Source organism: Aeribacillus sp. FSL K6-2833, from assembly GCF_037965815.1.
Taxonomy (GTDB): domain Bacteria; phylum Bacillota; class Bacilli; order Bacillales; family Aeribacillaceae; genus Aeribacillus; species Aeribacillus composti.
Genome location: NZ_CP150189.1, coordinates 1,796,207 through 1,817,962 on the forward strand (window position 1 = coordinate 1,796,207; position 21,756 = coordinate 1,817,962).

At 38.8% G+C, this 21,756-nt stretch carries 12 protein-coding genes and 1 pseudogene; all 13 read left to right on the forward strand.

Annotated features, from left to right (window positions below; all coding sequences use genetic code 11):
* Positions 1–201 precede the first annotated feature (201 nt).
* The gene (locus NSQ94_RS08910) at positions 202–1,335 is read left to right on the forward strand and encodes a mandelate racemase/muconate lactonizing enzyme family protein (protein ID WP_339230608.1); all 1,134 of its coding nucleotides are present in this window, start codon (positions 202–204) and stop codon (positions 1,333–1,335) included.
* Between the two features lie 253 nt (positions 1,336–1,588).
* A complete protein-coding gene (locus NSQ94_RS08915; RefSeq protein ID WP_339230723.1) occupies positions 1,589–2,569 on the forward strand; it encodes an alpha/beta fold hydrolase in 981 nt (326 codons plus the stop codon).
* Positions 2,570–2,738: 169 nt separating this feature from the next.
* On the forward strand, positions 2,739–3,659 hold the full coding sequence (locus tag NSQ94_RS08920) for an alpha/beta fold hydrolase (protein ID WP_339230610.1): 921 nt from the start codon (positions 2,739–2,741) through the stop codon (positions 3,657–3,659).
* Positions 3,660–3,729: 70 nt separating this feature from the next.
* Entirely contained in the window at positions 3,730–4,608 is an 879-nt protein-coding gene (locus tag NSQ94_RS08925; protein WP_339230612.1) for a DUF6282 family protein, read from the forward strand.
* 105 nt (positions 4,609–4,713) lie between these two features.
* Positions 4,714–6,444 carry a nitrilase-related carbon-nitrogen hydrolase gene (locus NSQ94_RS08930; protein ID WP_339230614.1) on the forward strand — a complete coding sequence of 577 codons (1,731 nt, stop codon included), beginning with the start codon at positions 4,714–4,716 and terminating at the stop codon, positions 6,442–6,444.
* 887 nt (positions 6,445–7,331) lie between these two features.
* Positions 7,332–9,464 (forward strand): ATP-binding protein, encoded by a 2,133-nt coding sequence (locus NSQ94_RS08935; protein ID WP_339230616.1) that lies wholly within the window; start codon positions 7,332–7,334, stop codon positions 9,462–9,464.
* Positions 9,442–10,818 (forward strand): sigma-54 dependent transcriptional regulator, encoded by a 1,377-nt coding sequence (locus NSQ94_RS08940; protein WP_066247500.1) that lies wholly within the window; start codon positions 9,442–9,444, stop codon positions 10,816–10,818. Before NSQ94_RS08935 ends, NSQ94_RS08940 begins: the two co-directional genes overlap by 23 nt.
* Positions 10,819–11,312: 494 nt before the next feature.
* Positions 11,313–11,537 carry a hypothetical protein gene (locus NSQ94_RS08945; protein WP_339230618.1) on the forward strand — a complete coding sequence of 75 codons (225 nt, stop codon included), beginning with the start codon at positions 11,313–11,315 and terminating at the stop codon, positions 11,535–11,537.
* A 72-nt stretch (positions 11,538–11,609) separates the two neighbouring features.
* Positions 11,610–12,360, forward strand: a pseudogene (locus tag NSQ94_RS08950) (HIRAN domain-containing protein).
* A 448-nt stretch (positions 12,361–12,808) separates the two neighbouring features.
* The gene (locus NSQ94_RS08955) at positions 12,809–16,048 is read left to right on the forward strand and encodes a helicase-related protein (protein ID WP_339230620.1); all 3,240 of its coding nucleotides are present in this window, start codon (positions 12,809–12,811) and stop codon (positions 16,046–16,048) included.
* A gap of 5 nt (positions 16,049–16,053) precedes the next feature.
* The gene (locus NSQ94_RS08960; RefSeq protein WP_339230622.1) at positions 16,054–16,827 is read left to right on the forward strand and encodes a DUF4391 domain-containing protein; all 774 of its coding nucleotides are present in this window, start codon (positions 16,054–16,056) and stop codon (positions 16,825–16,827) included.
* Between the two features lie 13 nt (positions 16,828–16,840).
* Complete coding sequence (locus NSQ94_RS08965; protein WP_339209847.1) at positions 16,841–18,649, forward strand: site-specific DNA-methyltransferase; 1,809 nt, start codon at positions 16,841–16,843, stop codon at positions 18,647–18,649.
* A 3-nt stretch (positions 18,650–18,652) separates the two neighbouring features.
* Positions 18,653–21,619, forward strand: a complete 2,967-nt coding sequence (locus tag NSQ94_RS08970; protein WP_339209846.1) for a DEAD/DEAH box helicase family protein — start codon at positions 18,653–18,655, stop codon at positions 21,617–21,619.
* Positions 21,620–21,756 lie beyond the last annotated feature (137 nt).

Here is a 21,756-nt window from a genome sequence, read left to right on the forward strand (position 1 = left end):
TTCAAGGAAGTGTAATGGGAGATATCAAAAAGCTAATATCCGTTTTCGAAAAAAAGAAGCATTGATTAATATTGTCGATTGCACGATCGGCGGCTTCTACTCGAATGCGGTTACATCGTAAAGAAATTTGCATATGGACAATACACTATGGCTGCAATTTTTTTAAAAAGAAAGGATGATTGCTCAATGAAGATTACTAAAGTGATAACACAGTGGATTCGTATACCTTTAGAAAGACCTGTCGGATTTTCAATTAAGACTTTGACGCACCGTGAACATATCCTGGTGAGGATCCAATCTGATCAAGGTATCGAGGGCGTTGGATTTTGCCTGCAGGATATAAGCGGTCGGGCAGCGAAAGCCGCAATGGACGATTTGCTGGTGCCCATGCTGCTCGGAGAAGATCCGCGCAATATCAACAAAATATGGGAAAAAATGTACTGGCAAACGGTACGGGCAGGGCGAAGAGGAAACCTCTTACATGCTCTTTCAGCAATCGATATAGCCCTTTGGGATCATCAGGCTAAATTGGCTGGGATGCCATTATATAAATTGCTTGGGGCTTACCGTGAAGAAGTGCCGTGTTACGCTTCTGGCGGATACTATTACGAAGGCTTAGAAGTCTTTACGAAACTGGAACAAGAAATACAAGGGTATATGGATCAAGGATTTCGTGCCGTGAAAATCAAGGTTGGCAGGTTGGATCCAGTCCAAGAAGCCAAACGTGTAAAACTTGTCAGGGATTTAATCGGTCCAGACGTTAAACTGATGATTGACGCAAACCAAGCTTACCTGGACGTCAATGAATGCATCGAATTATGTAAAAGAGTAGAAGAATACGATATTACGTTTTTTGAAGAACCGCTCCCTATCGATATGATGGAAGCCTATGTACGCCTGCGAAAACAAACGTCCATTCCGCTTGCTACTGGAGAAGTTGGAGCTACACGCTGGGAATTCCAGGAGCTCATCCGGCAGGGCGCTTTAGATTATATCCAACCTGATGCAACCATGTGCGGCGGTGTATCGGAATGGCTTAAGATCGCAGCTTTGGCAAGTGCGCAAGGAGTAACCATTGCTCCGCATTACCATTGGGATGTTCATGTACATTTAGGATGTGCCACTAGAGAAGTTGCAATTTTGGAAAAATTTATAGGCACCGATGTTAAGAATTTTGATTTAATTATTAACAGCCCGCTGCAAGTTACTCCGCGCGGTACACTTGTACCACCTGAAGGGTCCGGCTTGGGCATCGAATGGAACGAACAGGCTATCAGAAAATATTTAGTTGATGAGAAGGTGATGGCCTATGACTCAGTTCCAAAGGGTGTTTAACATTTTGGCAGCACATTTTAACAATAACGGCTGTCTTGCTGAATAAAGCCTTTATTCTTTCGTTTATTTATAAATAACCGTCAGCAGATTATGGAAATTAGTGTTGGTACGAATTTCTGCATTCATTAATCGACGTTTGATGAAACGAATTAGACATAAGGGGAGGAAGTTATTGGGGCGGCCAGTGTTGCTGCTGGCTCAGCCTGCCAAATCTATGTAATTTGGATGCGGTACTTGGGAAGGAGAGACGTTCATAATGTTTGATATGCCGTTAGCGCAATTACAGAAATATACAGGAATAAATCCGAAACCGGTTGATTTTGCTGACTATTGGAGTCAAGCGTTGGAGGAATTATCGGTTCAATCGTTGCATTATGAGCTGATTCCGGCAGCATTTCAAACGACTGTGGCGAACTGCTATCATTTATATTTCACTGGAGTTGGCGGGGCGAAGATTCACTGTCAGTTAGTCAAACCGAAAGTGCAGAAGGAGAAAACACCAGGGTTAGTATGGTTTCACGGATACCATTCGAACAGCGGGGACTGGGTAAATAAACTGGCGTATGCCGCATCCGGTTTTACTGTGATGGCAATGGATTGCCGCGGCCAAGGAGGAAAGTCAGAGGATAATCTGCGAGTGAAAGGTTCGACATTAAAGGGTCATATTATTCGCGGAATTGACGATCCAAATCCTCATCAACTTTATTATCGAAATGTTTTTTTAGATACGGCTCAAGCGGTAAGAATTTTATGCTCTATGGAGCATGTCGATCGTGATCGAATTGGCGTATACGGCGAATCACAAGGAGGAGCGTTAGCTTTAGCGTGTGCCGCACTGGAACCATCGGTGATAAAAAAAGCTGTTGTGCTCTATCCCTTTTTATCAGACTATAGACGGGCACAAGAATTGGATATGAAAAATACCGGGTATGAGGAAATTCATTATTATTTTCGATATTTAGATCCCACACATGAACGGGAAGAAGAAATATTTTACAAATTGGGTTATATTGATATTCAGCATTTAGCTGATCGGATTTGTGCTGATGTTTTATGGGGGATTGCTCTAGAAGACCAAAAATGTCCTCCGTCTACGCAGTTTGCCGTTTATAACAAAATTAAGTCAAAAAAAGAAATGGTTTTTTACTATGAATATGGTCATGAATATTTACCGATTATGGCAGACCGTACTTATACGTTTTTTTCCGATCTTTTACGCAAGGAAAATGAATAAAAAGCGGTTTCTACAATGAATCAATCATTGATGGAATGAGATGGACAGAGTAAGAAGTGTGTTACAGTGCGAGACATTGCCAAAAAGCAATGTCACCGTTTCCAAATCACGTATTTCTTAACCTGATATAAAGCTGCAAACCCTTAAATTGATTTAGGAGGAGAATTCGATGAAAGAACGGAAAATCAGCTTTTACAGCGAAGGGTATAAATTAGATGGTACTTTATACCTTCCGGATGATTACCAACCGGGAGAAAAAAGACCTGCAATTATCCCGAATTCAGGTTACAACGGGCTTAATGTTTTTTATCCCCGGCTTTTTGCGAGAAATCTTACGGAGTCTGGTTACGTCTGTTTAGGATTTGATTACAGGGGATTCGCCAACAGCGAAGGGATCAAGGGGAGAGTGATCTTGGACGAACAAGTTGAAGATATAAAAAATGCGATTTCATTCCTGCAGATTCAGGAAGAAGTGGATCCTGAACGTATCGGTCTAATAGGCTGGGGAATGGGTGCTTCAAACGTGGTAAGGGTTGCGGCCAGTGATAAACGGGTAAAAGCGGTGGCTGCTTTGAACGGTTTTTTTAACGGAGAACGATGGCTTAAGACGGTCCATTCCTATGTTGACTGGGCGAGAATTTTGCAAACGGTTGAAGAAGATAGGATCCATCGGGTTACTACGGGACAATCATTACTGGCAGACGCATTTATCCATTATCCTTTAGACCCTGCAACAAAAGATTACGTTGATAAAGAATTGGCGCCGCTCACTCATTTTGGCAAACTGACTGCATTGCAATTTACCGAGTCGATCATTCAAATGAACGCGGAAAAAGTCGTGGCGGATGTTTCTCCAACTGCTCTGTTTGTGGCCCATGGAAAAGACAATTTGCTCCATCCGGTGGAAGAGTCTATTTCCTTATATGAAAATGCAAGAGAGCCGAAACTATTTTATTTGATCGATGGAAAACATAATGATTTCATGTATCACGATCATCCGGTTTTCAGAAAATTGTTGCAAAAGGTGGCGGAATTCTTCGGGAAATATATAGGAACTTTTTCCGCATTATCTGAAAACAATTTAAAGTAAAGAAGCCAAATATACGCCCAGTGAATATCAGCTGGGTGTATTCGCACTACTAAGAAAGGGAGATGGGATCATGACATCATATCATCCGCTATTAAAAGATGCGATAGAATTGCATTGCCATAGCTACCCCAGCATTTTTCCAAGAAAACAAACGGATTGGGAATTAATTGAAGATGTTAAAAGAGCTAAAATGGCCGGAGTTGTTTTGAAAGCCCATGAAACTCAGACGGTTGATCGGGCTGCTTTGATACGGGAAAAAGAACCGCACCTGCATGTTTACGGCGGTTTGGTATGCAACCATTTTACTGGCGGTTTGTCTCCAGCTGCGGTCGATGTCGCTATTCGTTTAGGTGCGAAAATTATATGGATGCCAACCGTTTCAGCGAAAGAGCATTGCTGTCACTTTGGCCGAAAGAAGACTCGTCTTTTTAATACAGATCGTCCATTAATTCAACCTGAAAATGGTCTTGAGATCTGGGATGAAAATCGCAAAATTCTTCCTGAAGTTCATGAAATCCTTTCTTTAATCGCTGAAGCAAACATCATTTTGGCAACTGGTCATTTAAATCCGGAAGAAGTGATGGCTCTCGTTGAAGCCGCAAAGCAGCACAAAGTGGAGAAAATTTTAATCCAGCATGTTGATTTAGGAATCGCCCCCATTCCGTTTGATTTTCAGAGAGAACTGAGTAAAAAAGGAGCGATTTTAGAAAAATGTTATCTGGCCTGCAGCAGTGATTTTCATGATCTCTCAATAGAAGAGATGGCAGAAAACATAAAACGCTTGGGGGCAAAAGCGTGTGTACTGGTTACAGATTATGGGCAGGAGCATAACATTCCCTCGGTCAAAGCACTAAGCAGCTTTGTAGAAGACATGTTATCATCGAGAATTACTGAAGCTGAAATAGAACAGATGATTGTACACAATCCAAAACAATTGTTGGGTATCTAACTTTTTGTAGCTGTAAGGGGATAACAGCTCGGATAAACCAAGCATGTGCAGGCATCATGATGTCCTTGCGGAAGCATGCGGATTAGAAAGAGTGGAGGGAAGGAGATGGCAAAACCTAAAAAACCGTTTAAAGTGGCATGCGTACAATTTAATCCAAAGCTGAACGAAAGAGACGAAAATATTAAGGCTTTATATGACGCCGTAGCAGAGGCAGCTAGAAACGGAGCAAAACTCATTGTAACTCCCGAGATGGCGACAACTGGCTATTTTTACCGAGACCGGGAAGCGATACGGCCGTTCGTTGATACGATCCCTGGCTTTACCACCCGATGTTTCGAGAAAATCGCAAAAAAATACTTTTCTTATATTGTTATAGGCATGCCTGAAATCGATCCTGAAACGGACATTTTTTATAACTCAGCTGCATTGATTGGACCAGACGGATATATTGGAAAATATAGAAAAATTCATTTGTGGGAAACTGAGGTACACTGGGCTGCTGGTGGAGATGAAGAAATTCCTGTATTTGATACGGAAATAGGCAATATTTCTATAAACATCTGTATGGATATGATTTATTTTGAATCAGCTCGTCTAGCCGCACTAAAAGGTGCTGATATCCTCGCATTCTTGACGAATTCTACTGGACAATCCGTTGCGGTTCTCCAGGCCAGAGCGGAAGCAAATGGTTTATACATCATCAGCGCCAACCGCTCAAATGCGGAGAACGATTATCATATGATCGGGGCCAGTTCGGTCTGGTCGCCGGAAGGGGAAAAGCTCGCAGAGGCTGATTTGGTTGAAACAAAAGAAAATGCGGTTGATGCCCCAACGATTCTTTACTGTCAAATTGACCCTGCAAAGTATGATAATCCGGTCAAAAAAAGATTTGCAGAAAGAAGACCCGAACTTTATAAAGACTTGATGTTATATAAAGCACCATGGGATTTTAAGAAAACGGCGGCTTCCAGAAACATTTGGGCTGCGATTGTACAATACGAACCAGCTTTGGGAAATAAGGAAGCGAATTTAGTCAAGATTAAACGCATGATTTCAAATGTTGCGCTTGAGAGTAAAGAAAAAAGCAAATTGGATTTAGTTGTGCTGCCGGAGCTTTCTCTTACTGGGACCGTGGATCACTTAAAAGCAGACGATATTTTTGCATTATCCGATACTTTGGACAGCATTTGGGTGCAAAAGTTATTGGAACTCGCAAAGGAATTCGGCATTCATATGGTTTTTGGGTTTGTGGAAAGACAAGGCGACCATCTCTACAATTCGGCGATTCTTGCTGGTCCGAAAGGCGAAATCATGGGAATATACAGAAAGACACATTTACACAATGCCGAAAAAGCTTGGGCGACCCCCGGGGATAAAATTGAGGTCTTTCATTCAGAAGCTATCGGTGATATCGGAATCATGATCGGGTACGATGCGGTTTTTCCAGAAGTTGCAGGGGTATTGGCGGTTAAGAGAGCTGATATGATAGTTATACCGTCAAGCTGGCAAGGAGAATTTGGAAGAGATTTAAAAAGCAGCATATCGAGAAAAAAATATCCGCAAGGCTCCGTTTCAACTTGGGATGCCATCGCTGCTGGCGCCCAAGCATACACGATTGTTTCAAACTTTGTAGGGACTGAAAAGAAATTTTTAGGAAGAAGCGGGTTGTATACGTTAGATCCCATCTACGGATTAGATTCACCTGTGGGAGCTTCTTCAAATCAAGAAGAGGTTTTAGTGGCAAACTTCGAAACTATACAAAATGATTGGTGGTTTAACCAAGAAAAATTAATTCAATCTAGAAGAACGTTTTGTTATAAACGGCTTGTCTACTGAAATATAAGAATATAACTTTCATTATGCTTTACTCTTGATAAATCCGACACCCCCTAATGAATTTGGACACTTGAAAAAGTTGTTTTTCATAATCGAAGTGACCAAATGATGGGGGCTTTTGATATATAGGAAAGAAATTTATGCTGCAAACAGCGAAACAAGCATTAAAACATTAGCGGGTTGATGGGATGTATTCAGCCCGAATCTCGTGCACTTATGGGTAAAAGCGATAAAGAAATCCTTTCAGCAGAAGTAAAAAATTGAAGGATAAGGACGACCAATTCAAGAATTTATGTTTAGAAATGTATTATGGAGTAATTTAAAAGAAGAAGAACCTTCGCTTATTGAATAGCAGGAAGAAGCCGAGATGTGGAACAAGAATGGAAATTCAATTACAAAAGATTTTAGGAATCAATCGCACGATCTGCTATTACCGCCAAAATGGAAAAGTCGAGAAAAAACAGTATGCTGGAGACGTCCAGCACCCGGCTGCTCTCTGACAAAACCGGGAGATACGATTCAAGAATATCTCTTTCTTTTGAGGCTGTCTGTAAGAGCATGGAATTCCGTCTAGGACGTCCCAGCGTTTCATCGTTTACTGGAGAAGGAATGTGTTTGACTGCAACAGGCTTATCGATCTGTGCTGAAGTATATGTTTTTTACGACCGATTTATTTTAAATATTTAATCCTCCGCCAAAAGAGCGAAAACAAAGTCATTCATTCGTGGAAGTTCGAATATAAGGCAAGAGGATTTCGTTTTCTAGCCAAGAAAGGGAATTTTCAAGAATCACCTAAAATAAGCGGCCAAAATTAGGGGACAATCCTATAGTCAGGATTTTTCTAACTTCGGGCTGTCGAAATTTTTATATATTAGGTGGAATGAAAGATGAACGTTTTTGGTTCAAAATTGACCAAACGGTATTTATCTATAACATTAATTGTTATTTTCTTTACTTTGTCGTTCCTTTATTGGCTCACGATACGTGTCATGGAAGGTTCATTTAGTGATCAGATTGCGTATCGGGATGAATTGATTGCCAGGACGCTGAGCAAACGTATTAGTGATATTATTCAAAGTATGACGAGCGACTTACGGGTCGCCTCCGCATACGTTTTGAAAGTTACAGAGAAAAATAGAGATTTTTATTTGTCCGAGATGGAAAGAATGGTCGTTCAGCAACCTCTTTATTTGAGCATTCAAGCCTTTAATTCAGAAGGCAAGATTGTGGTTAAGGTGCCAGATGCCGTTTCTTTAGATGCTAAAAGCTTTGAAGACATGCACAATTACCTTTCCTGGAGCAAAACCTACTACATTTCCGATATGATTACACTTGAGGATGGAAGGAAGTCTATTGCCATCGCATATCCTTCAATCGATGAAAATGGAATGTATAAAGGCGGGGTCGTAGCTTTCGTCAATTTGCAAATGCTTTCTGAATATCTAAAAGAATTGAAGATTGGTGAACTCGGGGTCAATGCGATCATTGACAGAAACGGCACAATAATCGGGCATAGTGAGCTGGAGACGATCGGTTTTTCTTTAAAAGAACACCCCATACGCGATTATCTGAATAAAGAAAAATTCGGCATATGGGAAGGTACACTGTTTCATCAACACATGATTGCAGCGTATCGGCCTTTATCGATGATCGGATTCGGACTTATCGTAGGCGAACCAATTAAGCAGGCAATGCAATCGTCAATAGATGTCAGAATATTGCTGCTAAAGGGCTTCACAGCGGTATTATTTATTGCCGCTGGACTAACGGTCTTTTGGACAAATCGGGTGGTTCGTCCGATTATTCAATTAATGAAACAAGTAAAAGAATACAACCAAAATAAACAGAAGAATTTTGAACCTATTAAAACCAATGATGAAATAGAAGAATTATCAAGAACAATGGGGCAAATGGCTGGAGAGTTAAAAGAAAACGAGCAAAGGATGTTTTATATTCTTGAATCAATTCCTTACGCAATCATTACAACTGATAAAAATGGAAAAATTACTACATTTAACAGAGGAGCTGAGGAACTCACATTATTTAGCAGGGAAGAAGCGATTGGAAGGAATATTATTGATCTCCCTATTAAGGAAAATAAGGATGTTTTTCTTTCATGGAAAACATTACAGGAAGGAAAAGAGTTTGATGACGTAGAAAGCTACATTTTTGATAAAAATAAAAAGAAACACGATGTAAAAATCCATTCTTCTTTATATCATGGAGAAGGTAATAAAGTAGTAGGGACGATCATAGTCATTAGAGATGTAAGTCATATAAAAAAATTAGAAGAATATTTAAGGCAAAGTGAACGATTAGCTTCCCTGGGACAACTGACAGCCGGAATAGCTCATGAAATAAAGAATCCGCTAAGTATCGTGCAAGCAGCTGCAGAAGCAATATCTATGGAAATCAAAGAGCTGCAATTTGAAAATAGCATCATTGCCGAGCTTACCAATGACATTTTAGAGACATCTCAAAGAATGAATCAATTACTCGTTAACTTTTTAAAACTTTCGAAAGGTGAGGAAGATAACATCAAAGAAACGATAAACGTTATTGCTGTCATAGATGAGTTATTATCTCACTTAAGAAAAAAAATGAAAGATCAAGGGATTCAGGTCATCAAACAATATGCAGAGAAAAAAGTATATGTCCTTGCCAACCAAAACGGATTAACACAAGTGTTTCTAAATATTTTGATAAACAGTATGCAAGCTATGGAACAAGGAGGAACTTTGCTGATTAAAGTCGAAAAATTCGAAAAAAATTGCATGGTTCAAATAGAAGATAGCGGTGTCGGAATTCCAGCGTCAAAGCTTCCATGGATTTTTAATCCTTTCTTTTCTACAAAGAGAGAAGGAACTGGATTAGGACTTTCTATAGCTCACGAAATTATTGTCCAGCATAACGGAAAAATATGGGCGGAAAGTGTGGAAGGGAGCGGTACTAGTTTGTACGTCCAACTTCCCAGATTAGAACAAATAGGTGATGGCAATGAGAAAAATCTTATTGGTTGATGACGAAGTGAAGCTTTTAAAAATTATTAGTTCCGCTTTAGAAAAAAAAGGATATCGTGTCTACACTGCACCTAATGGTTATGAAGCCAGAAGGACATTTAATGAAAAGAATGCGGAAATTGTATTTCTTGATTTAATGCTTCCTGATATAAACGGGCTGGAGCTGCTGCAGGAGTTTAATCGTTTATATCCGCAAAAAGTTTATATTATCATGACTGCTTACGGGGATATTCCAAGTGCTGTCATCGCGATGAAGGAAGGAGCTTTTGATTACCTTGTAAAGCCGGTAAGATTGGATGAAATTGTCGTAGTAATTGAAAAAGCTTCACAATGGTTAAAGATGAAGGAAGAAAATCAGCTTTTAAAGGAAAAATTAATTGATATTGAGAAACAATCAGAATTGATCGGAACAAGCCTTGCCATGAAAAGAATTTTTCATCTTGTGGAGCGGGTAGCAAATACAGATGCGACAGTTCTGATTCAGGGGGAAAGCGGAACGGGAAAAAGTTTGATTGCAAAGCTGATTCACGACCTTAGCGAGAGAAGCAAGGGGCCGTTTGTATCAATAAATTGTGCAGCAATCCCGGAGCAACTACTAGAGAGTGAATTGTTTGGATATGAAAAAGGAGCTTTCACCGGCGCCAATTCGAGCCGTCCGGGGAAATTCGAAGCGGCAAATGGCGGTACAATTTTTTTAGATGAAATAAGTGAAATTTCCCCATCATTGCAGGCTAAACTTCTCCATGTCACACAGGAAAAATCCTTTATGCGTTTAGGAAGCAGCACCATCAGAAATGTCGATATAAGGATTATATCTGCGACGAATCGAGATCTGAAAAAAATGGTGGAACAAGGGCGCTTTCGTGAAGACTTGTATTATCGGCTGCATGTTGTAGATATTTATATTCCGCCTTTACGAGAAAGGAAAGAAGATATACCGATACTTGCAGAAGAATTTTTGAATAGACAGCGGAAAAGGTATAATAAAAATTTCCAAATATCCAAAAAAATAATAGAAACTTTAACTCAATACCATTGGCCAGGCAATGTAAGAGAATTGGAAAACGCAATTGAAAGAGCTGTAGTTCTATGTCGTGATCAATGGCTATCCATCGAAGACTTCCCCAGAGAAATAAGAGACAGCAGGTATGAAAATCTTGTTCAAGAAAGCTTTCCAATTGAAAGTGAAAAGAATAAACCCCTTCCAGAAAAATTAGAAGAAATAGAAAAACAATTCATCGTGCAGGCTCTAGAAGAATCAAACGGACAAGCAGCTTCTGCAGCCCGAAAACTAGGCATATCTCGACAAAGTCTTTTATATAAGATGAACAAATATTTAATTGACCCCAAATAATTGAGTCAACATTGGAATGGAAGATTAATATTTTTGCAACAGTATTTGCTCTAACTTCCTCTTAATTGCAGTTTCATGTTAATCATAATAAAATCTCCTCGATCACATTTCAGCAGATTATGATTCCATTTCGTACTTCCAAGAAAATCGGACAACTAATGGGATTAAAAACAATGAAAGCTGATTTAGCAGTCTATAATGGTATATGAGGTATTTTATCAGAAAACTTTGTCCATGATGATAAGGAATTTTATGAAGGCGGAGATTTATTTTTTACCATTGCCGAAGATTTTGATAGATACAGCTTAAAGTATTACGATTTTCCAAATATAATAAAAGTATTATCCGAATTTAGTCTTGAAAGAGACTTTATTCAAATACACATATTCGATGCGCTAATTGCAAATCAAGATCGAGCAGGTTATCAGCTTGCCCCTATATATGATAACGGAGCATCGCTAGGATATCAATTACAGGAAGAACGTATCCTAAAAATGTTTCAAGATCAAAGAATGTTTACAGCTTTTACTAACCGAAGCTACTCTTTAATAGGATTGCCTGACAAAAAGAAACCAAAATATAGAGAGTTATTAAATTTTATTTATCAATTATATCCACAAGAAACAAAAGAAATGGTTGAAAGAATAAGTCAAATAAATGAAAAGCAAATACTTGTCATTTTAAATGAAATTTCAGAAGAAGCAATGAGTAAAGTTTAAAAAGAATGGGTATTAAAATTATTACAATATCGAAGAGAGTGGCTAATAAATTGGTATACGGAGGGGAAATAAATGACCCGTCCTTTTGTACTTTGGCTTATTTGGCAAAACGAACGTACGCGCCAGCGATATCATATTGGGAATTTAGTACATCACGAAGGCAAATATGTATTTTATTATGAAAAAAGCAGAAAAAGAAGGGGATTATTAGACGCATTAGAAAACGGATATCAGCCACATTTAGCGTTTCGTGATATCGATAAAATATACGTTTCTGACAGGCTATTCGGACCTTTCGAACGACGTTTGCCTGATCGTCGCCGCCCTGATTTCCCAGAAATTTTGCGGACGCACGGCTTGTCAAGTGATTATACGGAAATGGATTTATTGCGAGCTACCGGCGGCAGGCTTGCGACTGATTCATATGAGTTTGTAGCACCTATTTATGTGTACGGAAATCACTTTGACTTTGATTTTTATATTGCTGGCTGGAGATATTATGAAGGGGAACAAATCCTTAAACAGCTAAAAATCGGAGAAAAAGGTACAGTTTCAACTAGAGCCAGAGAATGAACAAGATCCGAAAGCAGTGATTGTATTAACAAGCCAAGGGCGTAAGTTAGGATATATTCCAGCCTTTTATAGTGAATTTATGTTTCAGCTTATGGAGAACGATGGGGATTATGTAGCAAAAATTCACTCCATTCATCTTAAAGCTCTCCCACAATTGAAAGTAAATATAAGCGTTTGTGGGAAACTTATTCCGCCATTAAAGGAACGAAACTTAAATATGGTGTATGATTTGCAGTTAGAAATGATATAACCTTTTTGTTTAGGTCGCGATGTCATTGACAATAAGCACATTGCTCTTTATTGTCGCTCGGTTTGCTGTAAAAGGGTTTTTTGAGAAACAAATAAGGAGCGGGGTGCGGCAAGTAATAGACGAGATGTTATGCTGAAGCATTTGCGAATGGAACCTTGAGTTTTTTTACCAACTCTCTTGTTGCTAGTGCTGGGTGTGCTCGGGGGTGAAGTTAAGTTTTTGAATTACTCGTTTACAGAAAGCTGACTACAAGGTGGAGAAAGGAGAACCATTGTAGTCAGTTTTTTTATTTATTGGTGAAATGTGTATACTCACATAAATTTTCAACAAAATTCATCAAAATTTTTTGTTGTTGTTTTAGTATAATGTAATTATGCTGAAATAACGATATGGTCTTCTGTCTCAGCACATTGAATAGGTATTCTAATAAAGGAGTTCAGACTGGAACATGTCAAAAGGGATTATTGATAATAAACAAACGGGTTTAGTGGGAGATGTCTTGAAAGAATACATAACAAAGGGCAGTAAGCTGTCTGTTGCGGCTGCTCATTTTACGTTATATGCGTTTGTCGAATTAAAGAAAGAGCTTTTTCAGTTAGAAGAATTTCGCTTTATTTTTACAGAACCGGCTTTCGTGCAAGGTGACAATTTATTAAAAGAGCAAATAGAAAAAAACGAGGCGTTATTGTACGGAGTCGAAGAAGAGCAAAAGTATAAAACAAAATTAAATCAAGCATATATCGCCAAAGAATTTGCCAAATGGCTGAAACAAAAAGCACAAATTAAGTCAGTCACTAATCAACGGATTCAAGGTGGGTTATATCATGTCGAAAACAAAGACGGAACGAAAATCGGCCTTGTCGGCGGGGCGCCATTCTCAAGTCCGGGATTAGGCTACAGCAACTCCTCAAGTATGTACATTAATAATATCGTTGATGATGCTGCGACAAATGCCCAGCTTATCAGGAAATTCGATGTGATTTGGCAAAACGAGTACGCCTTGCAGGATGTAAAAGAACAAATATTGCGTCGTTTAGAAGTATTGTATAAAGAAAATTCGCCGGAGTTTATTTACTTTGTTACACTCTACAATCTTTTCAAAGATTTTTTACAAGATACGAAAGATTACGAGGCGTTACAAACGAGAACCGGATTTGAAAATACAGTGATTTGGAATAAACTGTACGATTTTCAGCGCGATGGTGTAATTGGGGCCATCAACAAAATCGAAACGTACGGCGGCTGCATTATTGCCGATAGTGTCGGCCTCGGAAAAACGTTTGAAGCGTTAGCGGTTATTAAATATTATGAACTCCGTAATCACCGCGTGTTAGTTCTTGCGCCGAAAAAATTACGGGAAAACTGGATGATTTACCGTTCCAATGATAAGCGGAATATATTAGCTGAAGACCGTTTTTCTTATGATTTGCTGAATCATACCGATTTATCAAGGGAGAGCGGGTATAGTGGCGATATTAATTTGCAGTATGTGAATTGGGGAAATTATGATTTAGTCGTCATTGATGAGTCGCATAATTTTCGCAACAACGATCCAAGGAAAAGCCATATCACCCGTTATGCCCGGTTAATGAATGACATTATAAAAGCTGGAGTTAAAACAAAAGTGCTGATGCTTTCCGCTACTCCAGTGAACAACAAGCTGGATGATTTAAAAAACCAAATTGCTTTTATTACAGAAGGAAATGACAAAGCGTTAGCGGAAACAGCAAACATTAAAAGCATCAACCAAGCGATTCGGCGGGCGCAGTCACAGTTTAACAAATGGAGCAACTTGTCGGAAGAAGAGCGGACAACGGAGCGGTTATTGGACATGTTAAGCTGGGATTATTTTACGTTGCTTGATTCGTTGACGATTGCCCGTTCCCGTCGTCATATTGAAAAATATTACAATGTTAAGGATATTGGAAAATTTCCACAACGCCTAAAGCCAATTAATATGAAAGAAAAGATTGATGTGGAAAATGAATTTCCCCCACTTTCCGTAATTAATAATGATATTTTGCGCTTGCGCTTTGCTCTTTATTCACCAATGAAGTATATTTTGCCTCATATGCAGGCGTTTTATCACGAAAAGTACGATACGAAAGTGGCTAATGGGCGCGTATTTAAACAAACGGACCGAGAAAACAACCTCGTCTATTTAATGAAAACAAATTTATTAAAACGGCTTGAAAGCAGCGTTTATTCTTTTTCGTTAACGTTAGAAAGCATTATTGCTCAAATTGACTCTTGTATTTCCAAAATTAACCATTATTCAACAAGTGACAGCATCGGCGAGTTCGATGACATGGATACAGAAGATTCAGAATTGGAAGATGCCTTCATTGGTGCAAAAGTAAAAATTTTGCTTCGTGATATAGATCTCATTCGTTGGAAACAAGATTTGTTATATGATCGGGAAATTTTGCTGAAGTTATTGCAACATGCAAAACGAATCAATCCAAATCGCGATCAAAAACTATTAGCTCTTAAAAAAGTTATTCAAACGAAAATCGAACATCCAATCAATGGACAAAACAAAAAACTACTCATTTTTACTGCATTTGCCGATACAGCAAAATATTTATACGAAAATTTACATCGATGGGTTTCTAAACAATTTGGGCTTCATTGTGCGGTTGTTACAGGTAAAGATCGGCCAAGAACAACATTTATCGTACCGAAAGCTGACTTCAACAGCATTTTAACGCACTTTTCACCTATTTCCAAAGAAAGAGCAAAAGTCATGCCGGTTATGACGGAAGAAATTGATATTCTCATCGCAACCGACTGTATTTCCGAAGGACAAAACTTGCAAGATTGCGATTATCTCGTCAATTATGATATTCACTGGAATCCGGTGCGCATTATTCAACGATTTGGCCGCATTGACCGGCTTGGAAGCAAAAATGAACGCATTCAGTTAGTGAACTTTTGGCCGTCGATGGAGTTAGACGAATATATTAATCTAGTCGGCAGGGTGAAAGACCGAATGACCATCCTTGATATTTCTTCTACTGGGGAAGAAAACGTCATCGCTGACAACAGCAACGAAATGAAAGATTTAGAATATCGCAGAAAACAATTAGAAAAATTGCAAAATGAAGTGATTGATTTAGAGGATATTTCGGGAAATATTTCGTTAACGGATTTCACGATGGATGATTTCCGAATGGATTTATTAAATTTCATGAAGAACAATAAAGATGTAATCGAGAAGGCTCCATTAGGTTTATTCAGTATCACAACGAATAAAAATGAAAAACTGAGTGCGGAAATTCAACCTGGAGTTATTTTTTGCCTAAAACAAATTAACAACTTTACAGCTTCTAATGAACAAAATGCGCTCCATCCATATTATTTGGTGTATATAAAAGAGGATGGGCATGTACTTTATAACCATGTTCACATCAAAAAAATTCTTGATATTTATCGCTCGCTATGCAATGGGCAAAAGGAAGTCGAAGCACAATTATATGCGGCGTTTTATGAAGAAACAAAGAACGGCAAAGAGATGGGACAGTACAAAATGCTGTTGGAAAAAGCAGTGGAAGATATTGTCGGGAAGATCGACCAACAATTGACGCTTAACATTTTTAGTCTAGGGAATTTAGACAGTCTCGTCACAAATGCGAATACAAGCCTGCAGGATTTTGAAATCATTTCTTATCTCATTATAAAAGGGTGAGAACGATGGCTGGATTAACGTTTTACCGTATGATTGGACTTGATGATAAAGTCCGCCCGCTCCATAAAAAATTAGATAAAAAGATGTTCTACGACTTCGCCGACTTAAACAAAAAAGAAAAAGACTACATTACGAAATATATTGAACGGATTGAATTAAGTTATTTATTAACCTCGAACACTATCAATATCCAGCCATTTATTAATGAAAACTACCATTATGAAGGGGTTATGTTTATCACGATTCAACTGAGGGAGGAAGCGAAAGACAATCATCTGCTGGTCATCGGTGAAATCATCCAAGGGGCGCTTCCGAATCCCGTGGTGATTGTTTTTGAGAAACAAGAGCGAATCCAAGTCAGTACATGCCTAAAACGATTAAATAAAGTCGATTCATCTCAAGTCGTACTAGAACATTTTCATTACACCCCTTGGATTGATTTACATGCTCATGATGAAACGGTTGAGAAGTTTTTGCGTGCCGTTCATATTACGAGCATCTCGTTCTATAACTTTTTTGAGTACTACAAAGAATTTGACTTAGCGGTGCAAGCATTACAGCAAGCCGGTATTACGGGGACGTTTTATCTTATTAAAGATGAAAAGCAATATGCCAAACAACAGCAGCTCATTGCGCAAATCCAAGCATACGAAGCGGAAATAACGAAATGGAAAAATAAAATGAAAAAAGAAACGCAGTTTAATCGAAAAGTAGAGATGAATATTAAAATTCAACAGCTAACAAAACAAATGGAACAGTTGAAACAACAATTGCAATGAAAGGAGAACCATCATGGAAAAACTAGACGGAAAATCGATGGATTTAGTGAAAACAAATATTGAAGCGTTAAAGCAGTTATTCCCGGAAGTCGTTACCGAAGGAAAAATCGACTTTGAAAAATTAAAACTTGTGCTTGGAGAAGAAATTGAAAAACGCAACGAACGATATGAATTCACCTGGCACGGCAAAACGCAAGCGATGAAACTGGCACAAACGCCGTCGACAGGAACATTGAGACTCGACAAAGAGTCAAGCAAAAACTGGGATACAACGGAAAACCTTTATATTGAAGGAGACAACCTCGAAGTACTAAAGCTGTTGCAAAAATCGTATTTTGGCAAGATTAAGATGATTTATATTGACCCACCGTATAATACGGGGAAGGACTTTGTGTATAAAGATGACTTCCGTGATAATATTAAAAATTACAAGGAAATGACAGAGCAAACAACAAAGGCTAATACAGAAACGAATGGAAGATTTCATACTGATTGGTTGAATATGATGTATCCGCGGTTAAAGTTGGCAAGGAATCTGTTGAGAGAGGATGGAGTTATACTAATAAGTATTAACGATTCAGAGATTACTAATCTGAAAAAATTGTGTGAAGAAATTTTTGGAGAAGAAAATCATATTTGCGATTTTGTTTGGCAAAATAAAAAGGGGGGAGGAAACGATTCAAAGTTTATCGCAGTTGAGCATGAGTATATTGTCATGTTTGCAAAAAATCTAAATGTGCTCCCTCCTTTCTTTGAAGCATATTCTGAAGAATATTTAAAACGATACAAAGAAGAAGATGAAAAAGGAAAGTTTTATTGGGATACATTTAAAAGAAAATCAGGAAAGCAATATTATCCAATTACTTGTCCAGATGGAACAGTATTGGAATATGATGAATATGGAAATAAGATTAGTTGGTTAAGATCGCAAGATAGATTTTATAAAGATTTAGAAGAGGGAGAAATACGATTTGTTAAAACTGAAAATGGCTGGTCAGTTCAATTTAAACAAAGATTACCAAAAGGAAAAAAGCCTAGAAGCATTTTGGATGATAAAGGAAACACTAGTACTGGAGCAGAGGAAGTTTTCAATCTTTTTAACCGCCATGTGTTCTCAAATCCAAAACCTGTTGAATTAATTAAATATTTTATTGAATTTTTAACTGATGATAATGATATTATTTTAGATTTTTTTAGTGGTTCAGCCACTACTGCCCATTCAGTAATATTGTCGAATGCAAAATCAACAAGTAGAAAAAATAAATTTATATTGGTTCAGTTGCCGGAAATACTCAAAGAAAATGACGAAGCATATAAAGCCGGTTATAAAAATATTTGCGAAATCGGAAAAGAACGCATCCGTCGTGCAGGCGATAAGATTGTCGAGGAAACAGGAAAAACGGATTTAGATATCGGCTTTAAAGTGTTTAAGCTCGATTCTTCGAACGTGAAAACATGGGATCCTGATTTCGACAACTTGGAGCAAACCCTTTTCGATTTGCAGGATAACATAAAACAAGACCGTACAAAAGAAGACTTGTTGTATGAAATTTTACTTAAAATCGGTTTGCCGCTCACAACGCCAATCGAAGAGATTGACTATAACGGGAAAACGATTTACAAAGTCGGATTTGGTTCCGTTTTATTATGTCTAGAAGATGAGATTGATTTAGACATTGTTAATGAGATGATGAAACATCAGTCAGAGCACATGACACCAAAAGTGATTTTCAAAGAGTCTAGTTTCATCAATGATTCCGTGAAAACAAATGCGATTCAAACATTGAAAAAGAACGGAATCACGGACGTTAGGAGTGTATAAGCCATGAAGTTAAAGTTTATTTCTGACTTAGACTACCAAAAGCAGGCGATTGATTCCGTTGTGCAAATTTTTAAAGGCCAACAAATGAAACAGTCCAACTTTACTGTATATTATGGTACGCAAGAAGAAGCAGGGATGATTCAAACAGCTTTAGGCGTAGGAAACCGTGTAGACCTTACGCCTCAAGAAATTTTAAAAAATGTCCAAGCCATCCAAATGAAGAACGGTTTGCCGCGCAGCGAAACGCTCGATGGCATGAATTTTTCTGTCGAAATGGAGACGGGGACCGGGAAAACGTATGTTTATTTACGGACGATTTTTGAATTAAATAAACATTACGGTTTTACAAAGTTTGTCATTGTCGTGCCATCTGTGGCGATTCGCGAAGGTGTGTATAAGTCATTGCAAATTACGAAAGAGCATTTTGACGAGTTGTACAACCGTACGCCGTTAGAGTACTTCATTTATGATTCGCAAAAGCTCGATAAAGTGCGTAACTTTGCGACGGCAACAACGATTCAAGTGATGATTATTAATATCGATGCCTTCCGTAAAAGTTTTGAAGACCCGGAAAAAGAAGATAAAGCGAACGTCATTCACCGGACGAACGACCGACTAAACGGTTATCGTCCGATAGAGTTCATTCAACAAACGAATCCGATTGTCATCATCGATGAGCCGCAAAGTGTCGATACGACACCGAAGTCCAAAGAGGCGATCGCATCGCTAAATCCGTTATGTACGTTGCGTTATTCGGCTACCCATGTCGATAAATACAACATGGTGTATCGCCTTGATGCAATGGATGCCTATAATCAAAAACTCGTAAAGAAAATTGAAGTAATGTCCGTCCGTTCTGAAGAATCATTTAACGTCCCTTATATAAAATTAGTAGAAGTAAAAGAAGGAAAAGCAAAAATTGAACTTGATGTTGAAACGCGCGGCAAAGTGAAACGAACAACGAAAACAGTGAAGTATGGGGACGATTTATACGATATTTCTGGGGAACGGGAATTGTACCGTGGCTATATGGTGGAACAAATTGATTGGACAGAAGGAAATGAGTCCATTGAAGTAAACGGTCATTATTTACGGGTGGGCGATGCCATTGGCGACATAGATGACGATACGATTAAACGATATCAAATCCGCAAAACGATTGAGGAGCACCTAGATAAAGAACTGCGTCTAAGACCGCGCGGCATTAAAGTGTTAAGTCTTTTCTTTATTGATAAGGTGGCCAACTATCGTGATTATGACAAAGACGGCAACCCGGTCAAAGGAAAATATGCGGTCATGTTTGAAGAAGAGTATAAGAAATTAATTCAAAAGCCAAAATACCGGACGTTATTTAATGATATCGATGTCGATATCGACATAGAGAAAATTCATGATGGATATTTTGCGCAAGATAAAAAAGGAAAGCTGAAAGATTCACGAGAAGGTAAGAGCACAGAAGCGGATACGGATGTATATAATTTAATTATGAAAGATAAAGAGCGCTTATTAAGCTTGGACGAGCCGCTTCGCTTTATTTTCTCACACTCGGCACTTCGCGAAGGCTGGGACAACCCGAACGTGTTTCAAATCTGTACATTAAAAGATTCAGCAGGGACATATGTATCAAGACGACAGGAGATCGGCCGCGGCTTACGTTTAGCGGTAAACCAAAACGGGGAACGTGTCCAAGACTATAACGTCAACACGTTAACGGTTATGGCGAACGAATCGTACAAAGAATTTGTCGCGACGCTGCAAAAAGAAATCGAAGAAGATACGGGCGTCAAATTTGGCAAAATCGAAAAACATATATTTGCCAAGCTCGTCTATGTCGACGAGAAGACTGAAGAGCCGGTGCAAATGGGTTACGACTTATCGGTAAAATTATATGAAGAATTAAAGCGAAACGGTTATATCGACAAGCATAGCATGGTCACCTCACAATTGAAGGAAGCGATAGAAAACTATGACTTGCGCTTAAGGGCGGAGTTTCAGCCATGGATTTCGGTGATCGTAAAAGAAATAAAACGCCACTTGCAAGCATTGCCGATCAAAGACGCAACCAAAAAGAAAAAAGTGAAATTAAATATGTCCGTATTCAATCAGGAAGAATTCAGACAGTTATGGGACAAAATCAAGTATAAAACGGTTTATTCCGTCGATTTCGACAGCGAACAATTGATTCAAAAGTGCATCGAAAGCATTCAAACGATGCCGCGCATAGAGAAAATTCGAATTTTAAGCCGCAAGGGAAAAGTGGAAATCGACCGCGTGACAGGAGTACAGGCGCAAACGGTAAGCGAAAGCGTCGAAGATTACGTCAGCTTGCACCATACGCTTCCAGATGTCATTACCGAGCTGCAAAACCGTACGAATTTAACGCGTAAGACGATCGTCCGCATCTTAACCGGCTGCAAGCGGCTTGACGATTTCAAAAACAATCCGCAAAAGTTTATCGAAGAAGCGACAAAGATCATCCAGCGCGAAATGAAGCAACTGTTAAAAGACGGTGTGAAATATTATAAAATCGGTGACGATGCGTATTATGCGGTCGAATTGTTCCAAAACGAGGAATTGCTTGCCTATTTAAACGACAATGCGATTCCGAGTGAAAAGTCGCTGTTTGACCATATCGTCTATGATTCGGTTGTGGAAGAACGGTTTGCCAAACGCTTTGAAAACGACGAAAAAGTAAAAGTATATGTGAAGCTGCCAAGCTGGTTTAAAATTGACACGCCGATTGGCTCCTACAATCCTGACTGGGCGCTTGTCATTGAGAAAGACGGGGAAGAAAAGCTGTACTTCGTTCTAGAGACAAAAGGACAGGAATGGGAAGGAGATTTGCGCCCGGGCGAATCGGCAAAAATCGAGTTTGCCCGCAAGCACTTTGAAGCAATCGGCACGGATATTGAATTTGTTGGGCCGGAGAATGAAGTTGATGCGTTTATGATGAGGGCTGTTAGCCGTTAATTCTTTCATTACGACAGAAGCCGTATTGGCTTCTGTTTTTTTATTTATGACATGGTTCTACAAGATTTGTTGTAAGAATTGATTATGATAAAGATAAAGAATCCCTAGTATAGCGAAAAATGTCATTTAAAGATGAA

Coding starts and splice junctions, on each gene's coding strand:
- NSQ94_RS08955 (WP_339230620.1), top strand. CDS start 12,809: ATGTCAAAAGGGATTATTGATAATAAACAAACGGGTTTAGTGGGAGAT.
- NSQ94_RS08930 (WP_339230614.1), top strand. CDS start 4,714: ATGGCAAAACCTAAAAAACCGTTTAAAGTGGCATGCGTACAATTTAAT.
- NSQ94_RS08925 (WP_339230612.1), top strand. CDS start 3,730: ATGACATCATATCATCCGCTATTAAAAGATGCGATAGAATTGCATTGC.
- NSQ94_RS08935 (WP_339230616.1), top strand. CDS start 7,332: ATGAACGTTTTTGGTTCAAAATTGACCAAACGGTATTTATCTATAACA.
- NSQ94_RS08920 (WP_339230610.1), top strand. CDS start 2,739: ATGAAAGAACGGAAAATCAGCTTTTACAGCGAAGGGTATAAATTAGAT.
- NSQ94_RS08940 (WP_066247500.1), top strand. CDS start 9,442: ATGAGAAAAATCTTATTGGTTGATGACGAAGTGAAGCTTTTAAAAATT.
- NSQ94_RS08960 (WP_339230622.1), top strand. CDS start 16,054: ATGGCTGGATTAACGTTTTACCGTATGATTGGACTTGATGATAAAGTC.
- NSQ94_RS08945 (WP_339230618.1), top strand. CDS start 11,313: ATGTTTCAAGATCAAAGAATGTTTACAGCTTTTACTAACCGAAGCTAC.
- NSQ94_RS08965 (WP_339209847.1), top strand. CDS start 16,841: ATGGAAAAACTAGACGGAAAATCGATGGATTTAGTGAAAACAAATATT.
- NSQ94_RS08970 (WP_339209846.1), top strand. CDS start 18,653: ATGAAGTTAAAGTTTATTTCTGACTTAGACTACCAAAAGCAGGCGATT.